Source organism: Kitasatospora sp. NPDC051853 (assembly GCF_044452665.1).
Taxonomy (GTDB): Bacteria; Actinomycetota; Actinomycetes; order Streptomycetales; family Streptomycetaceae; genus Kitasatospora.
Genome location: NZ_JBITBY010000007.1, coordinates 145,082 through 159,457 on the forward strand (window position 1 = coordinate 145,082; position 14,376 = coordinate 159,457).

General features: G+C 72.5%; 11 protein-coding genes. 6 read left to right on the forward strand and 5 right to left on the reverse strand.

All coding sequences use genetic code 11. The features are described from left to right. The first annotated feature begins 40 nt into the window (after positions 1-40). Positions 41-3,679 carry a HEAT repeat domain-containing protein gene (locus tag ACIA8O_RS21105; RefSeq protein WP_396295458.1) on the forward strand — a complete coding sequence of 1,213 codons (3,639 nt, stop codon included), beginning with the start codon at positions 41-43 and terminating at the stop codon, positions 3,677-3,679. Here ACIA8O_RS21105 and ACIA8O_RS21110 read toward each other — a convergent pair. Next, a complete protein-coding gene (locus tag ACIA8O_RS21110) occupies positions 3,665-4,570 on the reverse strand; it encodes a LysR family transcriptional regulator (RefSeq protein ID WP_396295459.1) in 906 nt (301 codons plus the stop codon). The genes ACIA8O_RS21105 and ACIA8O_RS21110 overlap by 15 nt on opposite strands. A gap of 65 nt (positions 4,571-4,635) precedes the next feature. Between ACIA8O_RS21110 and ACIA8O_RS21115 the strand changes: the two genes are divergently transcribed. Then, positions 4,636-5,439 (forward strand): NAD(P)-dependent oxidoreductase, encoded by an 804-nt coding sequence (locus tag ACIA8O_RS21115; RefSeq protein ID WP_396295460.1) that lies wholly within the window; start codon positions 4,636-4,638, stop codon positions 5,437-5,439. Between the two features lie 56 nt (positions 5,440-5,495). On the opposite strand, the gene ACIA8O_RS21120 is transcribed toward ACIA8O_RS21115, so the two are convergent. Continuing rightward, positions 5,496-6,200, reverse strand: a complete 705-nt coding sequence (locus ACIA8O_RS21120; RefSeq protein ID WP_396295461.1) for an ABC transporter ATP-binding protein — start codon at positions 6,198-6,200, stop codon at positions 5,496-5,498. Continuing rightward, positions 6,197-7,270 (reverse strand): FtsX-like permease family protein, encoded by a 1,074-nt coding sequence (locus tag ACIA8O_RS21125; RefSeq protein ID WP_396295462.1) that lies wholly within the window; start codon positions 7,268-7,270, stop codon positions 6,197-6,199. The genes ACIA8O_RS21120 and ACIA8O_RS21125 overlap by 4 nt, the downstream gene beginning before the upstream one ends. 182 nt (positions 7,271-7,452) lie before the next feature. On the opposite strand from ACIA8O_RS21125, the gene ACIA8O_RS21130 reads away from it, so the two are divergent. From ACIA8O_RS21130 to ACIA8O_RS21140, 3 genes are all read left to right on the forward strand, one after another. Beyond that, entirely contained in the window at positions 7,453-8,673 is a 1,221-nt protein-coding gene (locus ACIA8O_RS21130; protein ID WP_396295463.1) for a sensor histidine kinase, read from the forward strand. Further along, complete coding sequence (locus ACIA8O_RS21135) at positions 8,670-9,311, forward strand: response regulator (RefSeq protein WP_396295464.1); 642 nt, start codon at positions 8,670-8,672, stop codon at positions 9,309-9,311. Before ACIA8O_RS21130 ends, ACIA8O_RS21135 begins: the two co-directional genes overlap by 4 nt. Before the next feature lie 219 nt (positions 9,312-9,530). Continuing rightward, positions 9,531-10,541: a nitronate monooxygenase gene (locus ACIA8O_RS21140; protein ID WP_396295465.1), complete on the forward strand. Its 1,011-nt coding sequence runs from the start codon at positions 9,531-9,533 to the stop codon at positions 10,539-10,541. A gap of 7 nt (positions 10,542-10,548) precedes the next feature. Here ACIA8O_RS21140 and ACIA8O_RS21145 read toward each other — a convergent pair whose 3' ends face one another. Continuing rightward, positions 10,549-10,920 carry a MerR family transcriptional regulator gene (locus tag ACIA8O_RS21145; RefSeq protein WP_396295466.1) on the reverse strand — a complete coding sequence of 124 codons (372 nt, stop codon included), beginning with the start codon at positions 10,918-10,920 and terminating at the stop codon, positions 10,549-10,551. 22 nt (positions 10,921-10,942) lie between these two features. Next, a complete protein-coding gene (locus ACIA8O_RS21150) occupies positions 10,943-12,376 on the reverse strand; it encodes an aminopeptidase P family protein (protein WP_396295467.1) in 1,434 nt (477 codons plus the stop codon). A gap of 261 nt (positions 12,377-12,637) precedes the next feature. Between ACIA8O_RS21150 and ACIA8O_RS21155 the strand changes: the two genes are divergently transcribed. Continuing rightward, positions 12,638-14,368 (forward strand): ABC transporter substrate-binding protein, encoded by a 1,731-nt coding sequence (locus tag ACIA8O_RS21155; RefSeq protein ID WP_396295468.1) that lies wholly within the window; start codon positions 12,638-12,640, stop codon positions 14,366-14,368. Positions 14,369-14,376: the final 8 nt, after the last annotated feature.

Sequence of the window (14,376 nt, forward strand, 5' to 3'; positions counted from 1 at the left end):
GCGTCTTGCGCGCAGTCCGTGGTCGGGCGAGGGGGCGGGGATGGAGCGGCGTCGGTTCTGGTTCTGGGGGCGGCGGCCGAGCTCGGAGGTGCGGGTCGAGGTCGGGGGTGCCCAGGCGGTCGGTGTGGGCCGGGACGTGGTGCACAGTGCGATCGGTGAGCACGCCACGGCGGTGCACAACGAGTACAAGGTGTACGTCGCCGAGGGTGCGGCCGCCGTGCCGACGGACGGTGAGGCCGAACAGGCGCTCGCCGCGTACCTGGCCCGGGTGCGGGCGAGCCTGCGGCGGCTGAACCTGGACGTGCTCGGACCGGGGGACGCAGCCGGGGAGCTGCCGCAGATCGAGCTGCGCCAGGTGTTCATCCCGCAGCTCAGCCGTCCGTTCGAGATCAGGCTCCCGGACGACCTGCGCCGACTCCTCACCGAGGCGGGCGAGTTGGTGGACGGCCCGCTGCCGCCTGGGCTCGATTCGACGGTGGCGCAGCAACTGGCCGACGCGCAGCGGGCGGTGCCGCCCCGGCCGGTCCTTGAGGTGCTGGCGGACGGCGCCGTGCAGCGGTTGGTGGTGCTGGGCGACCCGGGGGCGGGGAAGTCGACGCTGGCGAAGTACCTGGCCCTGGCATTGGCCGGCGGGTTGGAGCAACTACCGGAGGAACTCGCCCCGTTGGAGGGGTACGTCCCGCTGATCGTGGAGCTGCGGGAGTACGCGCAGGAGCGTTGGCACGAGCGCGGCTTCGAGGACTTCCTGGACCACGTGCATGGACAGAGCCGGATGGTGCTGCAGGGGCCGGTGCTCACACGCGTTCTGGAACACGGCCGGGTGGTGGTGGTCTTCGACGGCCTGGACGAGGTGTTCGATCCGGAGGCGCGCGCGGAGACTGCCCGCAGGATCGCCGCCTTCGCCGGCAGCCGCCCGCAGGTGCGGGTCGTGGTCACCTCGCGCGAGTACGGCTATCGCTCGCACGAGTTCAGCGCGGCGGGCTTCTCCCAGGTGATGCTGCAGAACCTGGAACGGGCCCAGGTAGAGGAGTTCGTCCGCAGCTGGTACGCGGCCGCGCACCGGGACGAGCCGGACCATGCCCGCCGGCTCACCCGGCGCCTGCTGGACGCGGTGAAGGAGGTCCGGGCGGTCGGTGAACTTGCCGCCAACCCGCTGCTGTTGACGATCCTGGCCTCGATCGGCCTGGGTCGGACCATTCCCCGGGAGCGGCGGAAGGTCTACGAGCACGCCATCGAGGTCCTGATCGGACGGTGGGACAGGGACGCGAAGTTCCTCAAGCTGCCCGGTCCGGTGGACACCGAGGCCGCCCGGGCGGTGGAGTGGCTGACCACGGCACGCCGGTTCCGGCTCCTCGAACGCATCGCCCGCCGCATGCAGGACAGCACTGACCGCCAGTCAGGCACCTACATCCGCCATGACGAGCTGATCGAGATCGTGACGGGCTACCTGACCGACCACAACATCGGCGCCACCGCCGCCGACATCGCGGCCCACCACGTGGTGGACCACCTGCGTACCCGCAACTTCATCCTGGCCCACTTCGGCGGCGGCATCTACGGCTTCGTGCACCGGACCTTCCTCGAGTACCTCGCGGCGAGCGACATCCTGCGGCGCCGCAGTGAAGAGGATTGGGAACGCCAGGAGTTGCTCGACCACCTGGGTCGGCACATGGCGGATCCGGCGTGGCACGAAGTCATCCTGCTCACCGTCGGGGGACTGCGCCAACGGGACGCGGCCGCCTTCCTCCAGCACCTCCTGCGGCACGCCAAGGGCCGGGCGCGACGGGAGGCCGCGATCCAGCTCGGAGTGCGTGCCCTCGCCGAGCGGGACGACTTCGACACGGCGCCGCCGGTGGGGGCGCCGGGCCGCCATCTGTCGCTGACCGTGCAGGGCAACGCGGTCGTGGATGCGATGGTTATGGCCCTGTTCGAGGACCGTTGCACGAGCACTCCGGAGACCGGGGCGGCGCTTCGGTCGGCCAGCTGTTTCTGGCAGGGCCGCACCCGCTACTTGAGGTGGTACTACGCGTTGGCCGGTACCGGCTCCGACGCGGCAGCAGCCGAAGTCGCAGTCCTGATGGCGCGGGGCATGGACGAGCTCCGGGTCCAGGCGAGGATTCCCTGGGCGCCCGAGCTCCGCGAGGCGGCGATCGAGGCCATCGGTGTTCACTGGTCGGGTCACGACGAGGCGTTCTCCGAGTTGCTCGAAGCGGCCGGTCGCGAGTGCCCGGGAGACCGACGCGCTGCCCTGTATGCGCTGGGTCGCTCCTGGCCTGACCGTGAGGAGGCCTTCGCCGCAGTCCTCGCCGCTGTGGCCGATGCGCACCCCGTGGTGCACCGCGCTGCTCTGGACACGCTCGTCCTTCAATGGCCCGCCCGTACAGAGGTCTTCGAGGCGGTGTTGGGAGCGGTCATGGACAGGAACGCTCCTGCTCGTCGGGAGGCGATCCGCGCCGTGGGCCGGTGGGCGGGTCGTGAGGACATCGTCCCGGCACTGATGGCTGCCGCCTCGGACGAGTCTGTCGAGATTCGGATCCGGGCGTTGATGACCCTCGGGTTCCACTACTCCGACCGTCCGGAGGTGCGGCGCCTCGTACGGGCCGTCGTTCTCGGCGAGGTTCCCGAAGTCAGGCAGGACGTCCTGGGCCTCCTCGACCGGTTCTGGCCCGATGCCGAGGAGGCACTCGACCTGCTCCTGTCTGCTGCGGAGGACGACTTTCCAGCGGTCAGATCAAGCGCCGTGTACAGCTTGGCCAGCGCTTGGGGAGACCGGCAGGCCGCTTTGAACACGGTGGTCCGTGTCTGCGCCGGCAGCAAGGAGGGATCGGCGGAGCTCGCCCTCTACGGACTCGGCCGGGAGTGGCGTGACCGCCCGGAGGCTCTGGAAGCGGTGCTGGCGGTGGCCGCCACCGGGAACCCGTCGGCGCGAAGGACGGCGTTCCGAGTGCTGGGCCGTTCCTGGTCGGACCGTCAGGAGTCGTTCGACACCGTGCTGGCTGCTACGGCTGGTAGGGACCTGGAGGATCGGTGCACAGCGGTCTTCCTGCTGGCGGAGTGCTGGGGCGACCGGGAGGCCGCCTACTCGCCCGTGCTCGCTGCGGTGGAGGCCGGGGACAGTACGGAGCGCATCGAAGCGGTCTACGCCCTGGCACGGACCTGGGCTGCGCGAGAGGCGGTGATGCCGGCCCTGCTGGCAGCCACGACGGATGGTCACCACGAGATCCGCGGCTGGGCCTTGAGGGTGTGTGCGTTGAACTGGTCGGAGCGGGACGAGGTGACGACGGCCCTGCTGGCAGCCACGACGGATGGTCACCACGAGGTCCGTGCCTCAGGGCTGCGCTTGCTGGGAGTCGCCCGACCGGAGGCCGCGCCCACCCGAGACCTGATGTTGGCAGGGGCTGATGACGAGCACCCCGAAGTGAGGGCAGTTGCGCTCGGAGTCCTGACCGCACTCAGCCCGGAGGAATCTTTGCCGTTGCTCCTGGAGCGTGCGCGGACAGACGAGTCGGCCGGTGTACGGGTGACGGTAGTGCGGCTGACGGCGAGTGTCCTGCCGCATGCCCCGCAGACCAGGGCGCTTCTCACCGAGCTGGCCGAGGACGCCGACCCGGAAGTGGCGGACGCCGCGCGTGAAGCTCTGCCGTTGCTCGACCTGCCGCGGCCGTCACTGCTGCCCTGACATCCCGTCAGCGGCCGTCCGGAGGTGGGGGAGGAAGGCCGTGACCGCCGGGGGGAGGGCGTGGCCGCGGCGGGTGGCGGTGTGGACGTGGCGGGTGGGGGTGTCGTCGGGGTGGAGGGGGACGAGGGCGAGGTCGGGGCGGGTGGCGGGGGCGGAGAGGGAGGGGAGGAGGGTGACGCCGAGGCCGGCGGCGACCAGGCCGAGTTTGGCGGTCCATTCGGCGACGGCGTATTCGATGCGGGGGTGGAAGCCCTGGCGGAGGCAGGCGGCGAGGAGGGTGGAGCCGGGGTCGCGGGAGGCGGCGATCCAGGGGGCGTCGGCGAGGTCGGTGAGGTGGAGCGACTCGCGGGAGGCGAGGGGGTGGTCGCGGGGGAGGGCGACCAGGAGGGGGTCGGTGGTGAGGGGGGTGAGGTCGAAGGTGTCGCCCTCGTGGGGGTGGCCGGGGTAGGTGGCGATGACGGCGAGGTCGATGTCGCCTGCGTGGAGGCGGTCGAGGAGGGTGGCGGAGAGGCCTTCGGTGACCGTGACGGAGATGGAGGGGTGGGCGGCGCGGAGGCGGGCCAGGGCGGTGGGGACGAGGACGGCGTTGGCGCTGTCGAAGGAGCCGATGCGCAGGTGGCCGCCGGTGAGTGAGGTGAGGGCGGTGAGTTCGCGGGTGGCGGTGTCGAGGCGGTCGAGGACGGCTTCGGCGTGCGGGAGCAGGGTGCGGCCGTGTTCGGTGAGGCGGACGCCGCGGGGGAGCCGGTCGAACAGCGGGGCGCCGAACTCGGCTTCCAGGGTGGAGATCTGACGGGATACCGCGGACTGGGTGTAGCCGAGTCGTTCGCCGGCCGCGGTGAAGGAGCCCAGGCGGGCGGCGGTGCGGAAGACTTCGAGCCAGGCCATGTCCATTGCGCATGGATAGCATGCGGGACATTCGTTTGTCGCCTGGCTGCGGGCTGCCTACGGTGAACGGCATGGAGAAGATCGCATTCCTCGGGCTGGGCCGGATGGGCCTGCCGATGGCCAAGCGCCTCAACGGAGTTGGGTTCGACGTCCGGGTGTGGAACCGCACGCCGGGCAAGGGGGACGGGCTGGAGGAGGTGGCCGACGCGGTGGAGGCGGTGCGCGGGGCCGGGGTGGTGGTGACGATGCTGGCCGACGGGGCGGCGCTGCGGGCGGTGGCCGGGCGGATCACGGCCGGGTTGGAGCCCGGTGCACTCTGGGTCGACATGTCCTCGGTCGGACCGGTGGCGGTCGCGGAGCTGAGGGAGCAACTGCCGGACGGGGTGGGCCTGGTGGACGCCCCGGTGCTCGGCAGTGTCGGCCCGGCCGCGAATGGTGGCCTGACCGTGCTGGCCGGGGGCCGGGCGGAGGACGTGGAGCGGGCGCGGCCGGTGCTGGAGGCGCTGGGCACGGTGGTGGACTGCGGCGGGCCGGGGGCGGGCGCCGCGCTCAAGGTGGTGGCGATCGGCGCGATCGTCGGGGGAGTCGCGCTGCTCGGGGAGGCCTTGGCGGTGGCCGACGGGTACGGCCTGCCGCAGGAGTTGACCGCGAAGGTGCTGGGGGCGGGCCCGCTGGCGGGGCTGCTGGCCCGGGCCACCAGTACGGAGGCGGACTTCCCGGTGCGGCTGGCCGCCAAGGACGTCGCCCTGGCGGGCGGCGGTCCGGTGCTCGCGGCGGTGGTGGCGGGTCTCGGCTCCCGCCCGGAGCTGGCGGACCAGGACCTGGCCCGTTACGTGGACGCGCTCCGCGCCGAAGCGGCCGCCCCGGCGCGGTAGGTAACACCGGGGCGGCCGACGGGACGGGCAGGGCCCGGCCCGGAGCGCGTGAAGGGTCAGCGCAGCCGGCCGTCGTGCATCTCCAGGACGCGGTCGACCCGGCCGAGGAGGTCGCGGTCGTGGGTGACCATGACCGTCGCGGTGCGGTGCTCGCGGGTGATGCCGGCGAGCAGGTCGACGATCTGGGCGCCGCGTTCGTGGTCGAGGGCCGAGGTGGGCTCGTCGACCAGCAGGACCGAGGGGGAGCCGAAGAGCGCGCGGGCGATGTTGACCCGCTGGCGTTCGCCGCCGGAGAGCTGGTGCGGGCGGCGGCGCTGCTTGGCCGGGTCGAGGCCGACCGAGGCGAGCAGCTCCTCGGCCCGGGCCCGGGCGGCCCGCACCGCGCCGCCGCGGACGGACTCCAGGACCAGCAGCTGTTCGACGGCGGTGAGCGAGGCCAGCAGGTTGGACTGCTGGAAGACGATGCCCAGGCGCTCGCGGCGCAGCGCGGCCCGGGCCTTCTCGCCCAGCGAGCCGACTTCCTGACCGTCTATCAGCACCCGGCCGGAGTCCGGCCGCAGCAGGGTGGCGGCCACCGCCAGCAGCGAGGACTTGCCGGAGCCGGAGGGCCCGGCGACGGCGGTGAACTCGCCGGGGGCGACGGTCAGCGAGACGGAGTCCAGGGCGGTCAGCCGGGCCTCGCCGTCGGGGTAGGTGAGGGTGACGTCCTCCAGGGCGAGGCCGGTGCGGAGGGCGGTGGCGGTGGTGGAGGCGGTGGTCATCGGTTGGCTCCAAGCGCGGCCAGCGGGTCGACGGAGGTGATGCGGCGGACGGCGAGCACGGCCCCGAGCAGGCCGAGCAGCACCATCGCGGTGACGGGCACGAAGACGCTCAGGAAGCTGACGTCGAAGGGCACGGCCGAGGCGGCGAACAGCCCGCCGACCCCGCCGAGCAGCCCGCCCAGCAGCGCCCCGGCGAGCAGCACGGCGGCCGCCTGGGCGAGCGCGTCCCGCACCAGGTAGGCGCTGCTGGCGCCGACCGCCTTGAGCACCGCGATGTCGGGCTTGCGCTGCACCGTCCAGACGGTGAAGAAGGCGCCGACCACCAGCGCGCTGACCGCGAACAGGAAGCCCTGGATCATCTGGAGCGACCCCTGCTCGGCCGAGTAGCCGTTGATCCCGGCCAGCGCGTCGGAGAGGGGGACCGTCTCGGTGCCCTGGGCCGCGTCCACCGCGGAGAGGCCGGCGCCGCCGGTCACGTCCAGGGCCAGCGCGGTGGGCTGGGTCTGGCCGCTGACCCGCTCCCAGATGGGCACGGTGGTCCACACGCTGGGCGCGTGACTGTACGAGCGGGGCGCGGTGATGCCGGAGACGGTGACCTGGACGGGGCCCAGCTTGACCTGCTGACCGACCGTCAGGTGGTACTCCTCGGCGGCGTCCGAGCCGACCGCGACCTGGCCGTCCGCCGGGTAGGCGCCGGACTCCAGCGGCGGCAGCAGCGCGCCGGGCGCACCGACCACGCTCACCGAGGCGGCGGCCTCGCTGCCGGTCAGCCTGGTCATCGAGATGCCCAGCGGCTGCGCGGACTTCACGCCCGGGGCGGCGGCCAGCGCGGCGGCCTGCTCGGGGGAGACGGTGGAGTTGCTGAACGAGACCGTGGCCGCGGCCCCGGCCGGGGCGCCGAAGACGATCCGGTCCGCCGGGAGCTCGGCGATCGTGGAGGAGGCGGCCGAGGCGAGCCCCCCGGTCAGGCCGTAGAGGAAGACGACCAGAGTGGTTATCAAGGTGACCACCGCGCCCATCAGGGCGAAGCGCCCCTTGGCGAAACGGATGTCCCGTAGTGCGACGAACACGGCGACCCTCTCGGGGAAGAACGGAGTGGTTCAGACTCCTCCACCCTGTCGGCGCGCGGGCTCCGTTCCATCAGGGAGAGGAGGGGGAGTCCACTCCTGCGTGGGATGCACCCCGGAATCCATCGAACGGTTGATGCCGTGGCGGCCGGAGCGGCCACCGTCACCCCGTACCCTCGGAAGGCGTGACCGCCACCGAACCCCACCCCGGAGAGACGCCCGCGCTGCGGCTGATGAACCTCGCCCTGCACGGGCTGTTCGTCGCCCTGCTCGTGGTGCTGCTCGCCCGCGGCCTCGCGGTCGGCAACCTCGGGCCCGGCGCGCTGCTGACCGCGATGGTGCTGGCCGCCGTCTACCTGAGCGGCGGGGCGGTGGAGGCCGTCCGCACCGACAGGCGCTGGGCCGGGGTCTGGTTCGGCGTGGTGCTGCTGCTCTGGATCGTGCTGACGCTCCAGCACCCCGAGTTCTGCTACCTGGCGTTCCCGCTGTACTTCGTCTGCCTGCACCTGATGCCGGTCCGCTGGGCCGTCCTCTCGGTGGCCGGGCTGACCGGCGTGGTGATCGCCGCCCAGGCCGGGACGGACGGCGGGCTGACCACCGCCAAGGTGCTCGGCCCGGTCGCGGGCGCGGTGGTCGCGCTGCTCACCGCCTACGGCTACGCCGCCCTCTACCGGGAGAGCCGGGAGAAGCAGCGCCTCATCGACGACCTGGTCCGTACCCGCGGCGAGCTCGCCGCCACCCAGCGCGAGGCCGGACGGCTGGCGGAGCGTCAGCGGCTGGCCCGGGAGATCCACGACACCCTGGCGCAGGGCCTGTCCAGCATCGTGCTGCTCGCGCGCTCGGCCGAGTCGGCCCTGCCGGAGGGCGCGGAGGCGGCCCGGGAGCGGATCGCCGAGGTCGGGGCCACCGCCTCGGCGAACCTGGCGGAGGCGCGCAGGTTCGTGCAGGCGCTGACCCCGCCCGCGCTGGACGACGCCACCCTGTGCGAGGCGCTGCGCCGGCTGACGGCCGGTCAGGGTGCGGCGTTCCACCTGGACGGCGAGCCGTACCCGCTGCCGGTGGAGGCGGAGGTGGCGTTGCTCCGGCTCACCCAGGAGGCGCTGGCCAACGCGGTGCGGCACGCCCGGGCCCGGGCGGTCGCGGTGACCCTGACCTACCTGGACGACGAGGTGACGCTGGACGTGTTCGACGACGGGGTGGGCTTCGACCCGCAGGCCCTGCCGGAGGCGGGGCGGGCCCGGTTCGGGCTGCACGGGATGCGGGAGCGGATCGCCGCACTGGGCGGCAGCCTGACGGTGGAGTCGGCGCCGGGCGAGGGGACGGTGGTGGCGGTGTCGCTGCCGCTGCGGGCGATCGAGACGGCGGAGACGGTCATGAGGGATGTCGCTCGGGCGGAGGCGTCGTGATCAGGGTGCTGTTGGTCGACGACCATCCGGTGGTGCGGCGGGGCCTGCGGGCGATGGTGGACGAGCTGCCGGAGCTGGAGGCCGTGGGGGAGGCGGCGGACGGGGCCGAGGCGCTGCGGGTGCTGGAGGGGCTGGAGGCGGAGGGCACACGGCGGCCCGATGTGGTGCTGATGGACCTTCAGATGGGGACGGGCATGCACGGGGTCGAGGCGACGCGGCGGATCACCGCGCTGCCGGACCCGCCGGCGGTGCTCATCCTCACGACGTACAGCACGGACGCGGACATCCTGTCGGCGGTCGAGGCCGGGGCGACGGGATACCTGCTGAAGGACGCTCCGCCGGAGGAGCTGGTGGCGGCGGTGAAGGCCGCCTCCCGCGGGGAGACGGTGCTGGCGCCGCCGGTCGCGGCGCGGCTGCTGGGGCGGGTGCGGGCGGGGCGGCCGACGCTCTCGCCGCGCGAGGCGGAGATCCTGCAGCTGCTGGCGGAGGGGCTGGCGAACCGGCAGATCGCCAAGCGGCTGTTCATCAGTGAGGCGACGGTGAAGACGCACCTGGTGCACATCTACGACAAGTTGGGCGTCGACAGCCGCACGGCGGCGATCGCCTCGGGGCTGGCCAGTGGGCTTATCAGGCCGTGAGGCCGGGGGCGCGGGGCTCTGCTGATCTGCGGCTCCGCCGTGTGGGCACGCGGGGGAACACGGAGCGGGTGTGGCTGGCGGAAGTGGTCAGCCCGGGGGCGCGGGGAACTGCGCGCGGGGGAACGGCACGTGCTGCAACTGGCTCGCCTGCCCCGACCTAGCACTGGTCCGCCTTCCGTACTCGCGCAGTTCCTCGCGCCCCCGGGATAACGTGGGGCCATGGACGTTCCGTCGATCGTTGCCGCTCCGATGGCCGGGGGCGGGTCCACGCCCGCGTTGGTGGCCGCCGTCAACGAGGGGGGCGGGCTGGGGTTCCTGGCGGCCGGGTACAAGACGGTCGGGGCCCTCGGGGAGCAGATCGCCGAGACCCGGAAGCTGACGGACCGTCCGTTCGGGGTGAACCTGTTCGTGCCGGACGTGCCCTCCGATCCCGCGGTGGTGGCGGCGTACCGGGAGGTGCTGCGCGGGGAGGCCGAGCGGTACGGGGTGGCGCTGCCGGAGGAGATCGGGGCGGACCGGGACGGGTGGGAGGAGAAGACGGCGCTGCTGCTGGCGGAGCCGGTGGCCGTGGTGTCGTACACCTTCGGGCTGCCGGGCGCCGCCGAGGCGGCGGCGTTCCGGGCGGCGGGCACGTACCAGGTGGCCACCGTCACCACCCTTGAGGAGGCGCGGGCGGCGGCCGCGCTGGGGATGGACGCGCTCTGCGTGCAGGGGCCGGAGGCCGGCGGGCACCGCGGCACCCACCGGGCGGACGCGGTGCCGGGCACCACCCCGCTGCCCGTGCTCCTCCGGCAGATCGAGGTGGTCGGCCTGCCGATGGTCGCGGCGGGCGGTCTGGCCGACGGTCCGTCACTCGCCGCCGTCCGCAGGGCCGGCGCCGTCGCGGCGCAGATCGGCACCGGCTACCTGCGCACCGACGAGTCCGGGGCGAACGGGCACCACCGGAAGGCCCTGGCCGGGCACCCGGGCCCGACCACCGTGACCCGGGCGTTCACGGGACGCCCGGCCCGCGGGCTGCGCAACGCCTTCATCGACCGTTACGGCCCGCTCGCCCCGACCGGCTACCCGGAGGTGCACCACCTCACGGCGCCGCTGCGCGCGGCCGCCACCGCCCGGGGTGACCTGGAGGCGATGCACCTGTGGGCCGGCACCGCCCACCACCTGGCCCGTACCGGCCCGGCGGCCGCCCTCACCCGCGAGTTCACCGCCGCCTTCGAGCAGCGGACCTGACGGTGTCTCAGAGGACTTCGCGGTAGTAGGCGATCTTGTCGCGGATCGCCTGCCGCTGCCGCTGGAGTTCCCGGATCCGGGCCTCGACCTGTTCGTCGTGGGCCTCCAGGATCGCCAGCCGTTGGGTGACCGTGCCGTCCCCGGCCCGGACCAGTTCCGCGTAGTCGAGCATGTCGGAGATCGGCATCCCGGTGTCCCGCAGGCAGCGCAGGACGCCGAGCCAGGCCAGGTCGTGGGCGGTGAAGCGGCGGTGGCCGCTGGCCGAGCGGCGGACCTCGCCGAGCAGGCCGATCCGCTCGTAGTAGCGCAGGGTGTCGAGACTGAACCCCGACTCGGCGACTGCCTGAGCCGGGGTCAGTACAACGTCGGTGTCCGTCATGGAGCCATCATGGCAAGGAGGTTCAGCCGAGCAGGGTGCCCATCCACTCCTCGATACCGGCCACCGAGCGGGGCAGTGCGCCGGACATCAGGCGGGCGCCGTCGGCGGTGATGACGAGGTCGTCCTCGATCCGGACGCCGATGCCGCGGAGCTCGGCCGGGAGGGTCTCGTCGTCGGGCTGGAGGTAGAGGCCGGGCTCGACGGTGAGGACCTGGCCCTCCTCCAGGGTGCCGTCGAGGTAGGTCTCGGCGCGGGCCTTGGCGCAGTCGTGGACGTCCAGGCCGAGCATGTGGCCGCTGGAGCAGAGGGTGTAGCGGCGGAACAGGCCGCTGTCCTCCCGCATGGCCTCGTCCGCGCTGATCTTGAGCACGCCCCAGTCGGCCAGGCCCTCGGCGATCACCCGCATGCCGGCCCGGTGGAAGTCGCGGAAGCTGGCGCCGGGCTTGAGGGTGGCGATGCCGGCGTCCTGGGCGGCGAGCACCAGCTCGTAGACCTGGCGCTGGACGGGGGAGAAGGTGCCGCTGAGCGGGAGGGTGCGGGTGATGTCGGCGGTGTAGAGGGAGTCGGTCTCCACGCCGGCGTCGAGCAGCAGCAGCTTGGAGGGGTCGAGGGCGCCGTCGTTGCGGATCCAGTGCAGCACGCAGGCGTGGGCGCCGGAGGCGACGATGGTGTCGTAGCCGGTGCCGTTGCCCTCGGCGCGGGCGCGGAGGTTGAAGGTGCCCTCCAGCCAGCGCTCGCCGCGGCCGTGCTTGAGCGCGAGCGGCAGGGCGCGGACGACGTCCTCGAAGCCGGTGGTGGTGAGGTCGACGGAGAGCTGGAGCTGCTCCACCTCCCAGGCGTCCTTGACCAGGCGGAGTTCGGAGAGCACCGAGGCGAGCTGCGCGTCGGCCGGCAGCAGGGCGTCCAGCAGCGGGTCGACGCCGCCGAGCAGGCGGGTGGGGACCTGAGGACCCTTCAGCAGGTCCTCCAGCTCGTCCAGGTGGGCGGTGCGGACGCCGGTGAGCTGGGCGGCCTCGTCCAGGTCGGGGCGGCGGCCGACCCAGAACTCGCCGTAGCGGCGGTCGCGGTAGAACTCGGAGCCGTACGGGCTGCCGCCGCCGCGGGGGGAGCGCGGGCGCAGGTAGAGGACCGGCTCGCCGCCGGGCTCGACCACCAGGACGTGGCCGACCTGCTCCTCGCCGGTGAGGCCGGTGAGCCAGGCGTAGGCGCTGTGCGGGCGGAAGCGGTAGTCGCAGTCGTTGCTGCGGACCTTCAACTGGCCGGCGGGGACGACCAGTCGCTCGCCGGGGAAGGCGGCGGCCAGCCTGGCCCGGCGGGCGGGCATGAACGCGTAGCCGTTCACCCGGTCGGTGGCGGGCAGCGGGGTGGCCGCCCAGCCGGTGCCCATGAAGGCGTCCAGGGCGGGGGAGACGGGCAGGTCGTGGCTGCCGGTGTTGAGGGGGCGGGGGTCGGTCACGGCTGCGGCTCCTTCGCCGAACTGGACGGTCGTACTGGTCTGACGTGCAGTGTTTCCTTGCACCGGGCGGGAGTTGAGGGGCTGGAGGGACACAGCTCGGTAACGGCCCGCTCCATCTCTTGCCAGTGCAATTTCACATTACTATGTTACGGGTCACACCTTGGAGCGGCTAGACCCCGGCGGGCGGCACTCCTGGTGGCCCCGGATCAGCCCCGGGGCGGACCAAGGCCGCGACTGCGGCCTCCCACTGCGGAGTTGCACATGACCAGGCGCATCCACGCCGCGCTCGCGACCGCGATCACGGCAGCACTCACCCTCGGCCTCGGGGCCTGTTCGAGCACCGGCTCGTCCGACGACATGGACAAGCCGGTCGTCACCGGCGGCGACGGGATCATCGGCGGCACCCCCGTCAAGGGCGGCACCCTGAACCTGCTGTCGAACACCGACTTCGACCAGCTGGACCCGGCCCGCAACTGGACCATGCCGGTGATGGACTTCGGCGTCCGCGTCCTCTACCGGACCCTCACCACCTTCAAGGCGGCGCCCGGCGCCGAGGGCCTGAAGATCGAGCCGGACCTGGCCACCGACCTCGGCCAGTCCAGCGACGGCGGCAAGACCTGGACCTTCAAGCTGAAGGACGGCCTCAAGTACGAGGACGGCACCCCGATCGTCGCCGACGACATCAAGTACAACGTCGAGCGCTCCTACTCGCCGGAGCTCCCCGGCGGCCCGGACTACGCCCGGGTCTACCTGAACGCGCCCGAGGACTACAAGGGCCCGCTCACCGGCCAGCGCCTGGGCAAGGAGTCCATCGAGGTCCCGGACGAGAAGACCATCGTCTTCCACCTCAAGCGCCCGGTGGCCGAGTTCGGCTACACCGTGACGCTGCCGACCTTCGCCCCGGTGCCGAAGGCCAAGGAGACGGGCGCCAACTACAGCAACCACCCGGTCTCCTCCGGTCCGTACAAGATCGAGAGCTACGACCGCGGCAAGCGCATGGTGCTGGTCCGCAACACCTTCTGGGACGAGAAGACCGACACCGTCCGCAAGGCGTACCCGGACAAGATCGTGGTCGACCAGACCCTCAAGGGCACCGGTGTGGCCGAGCGCCTGATCGCCGACCAGGGCGAGGACAAGAACTCGCTGTCCTACGTCGACCTGGTCGCGTCGAAGATCAGCGAGGTGCTCACCAACCCCGAGCTGAAGGCCCGTCTGATCTCCGAGAACGCGGGCTGCACCACCTCGCTGCAGATGGACAACAGCAAGGCCCCGTTCAACGACCCCAAGGTCCGCCTCGCGATGCAGTACGCGGTGGACAAGGAGTCCTTCCAGGCGGCCCAGGGCGGTCCGGCCTTCGTCGACATCGCCACCACCTACCTGCCGCCGCTGCTCACCGACGGCAAGACGGTCGACCACTTCAAGATCAAGCCGGGCGGCGACCTCGACAAGGCCAAGGCCCTGCTGGCCGAGGCGGGCCAGGCGGCCGGCTTCAAGACCGAGCTCACCACCTCCACCGGTGGCAAGCAGCAGGCCGAGGCGGTCCAGGCCGCGCTGAAGAAGGTCAACGTCGACGTCACCATCAACGTGGTGGACCCGACCGCGGTCAGCTCGATCGTCGGCGACAAGAGCAAGCAGACCGGTCTGTCCATCAGCGGCTGGTGCCCCGACTACCCGTCGGCCGCCACCTTCCTGCCGATGATCTACGACGGCAAGATCATCAAGGACAAGGGCAACTTCGGCAACGTCACCCGCTTCAACGACCCGGCCACCAACGCCGAGCTGGAGCGGATCGCGGGCCTGAGCGACAAGGCCGAGGCCGACAAGGCGTGGCTCGCGCTGGACGCCTCGATCATGGACAAGTCGCCCGCCGTGCCGCTGGCCTGGGCCAAGAAGCCGCTGCTGGTCGGCTCCAACATCGCCGGCGCCTTCGCCCACCCGGTGTGGGCGGGCCAGGTCGACTACGCCGTCATCGGCCTGAAGTCCGTCAAGTAACCGGGAGT

Coding starts and splice junctions, on each gene's coding strand:
- ACIA8O_RS21105 (WP_396295458.1), top strand. CDS start 41: ATGGAGCGGCGTCGGTTCTGGTTCTGGGGGCGGCGGCCGAGCTCGGAG.
- ACIA8O_RS21110 (WP_396295459.1), bottom strand. CDS start 4,570: ATGGACATGGCCTGGCTCGAAGTCTTCCGCACCGCCGCCCGCCTGGGC.
- ACIA8O_RS21115 (WP_396295460.1), top strand. CDS start 4,636: ATGGAGAAGATCGCATTCCTCGGGCTGGGCCGGATGGGCCTGCCGATG.
- ACIA8O_RS21120 (WP_396295461.1), bottom strand. CDS start 6,200: ATGACCACCGCCTCCACCACCGCCACCGCCCTCCGCACCGGCCTCGCC.
- ACIA8O_RS21140 (WP_396295465.1), top strand. CDS start 9,531: ATGGACGTTCCGTCGATCGTTGCCGCTCCGATGGCCGGGGGCGGGTCC.
- ACIA8O_RS21145 (WP_396295466.1), bottom strand. CDS start 10,920: ATGACGGACACCGACGTTGTACTGACCCCGGCTCAGGCAGTCGCCGAG.
- ACIA8O_RS21155 (WP_396295468.1), top strand. CDS start 12,638: ATGACCAGGCGCATCCACGCCGCGCTCGCGACCGCGATCACGGCAGCA.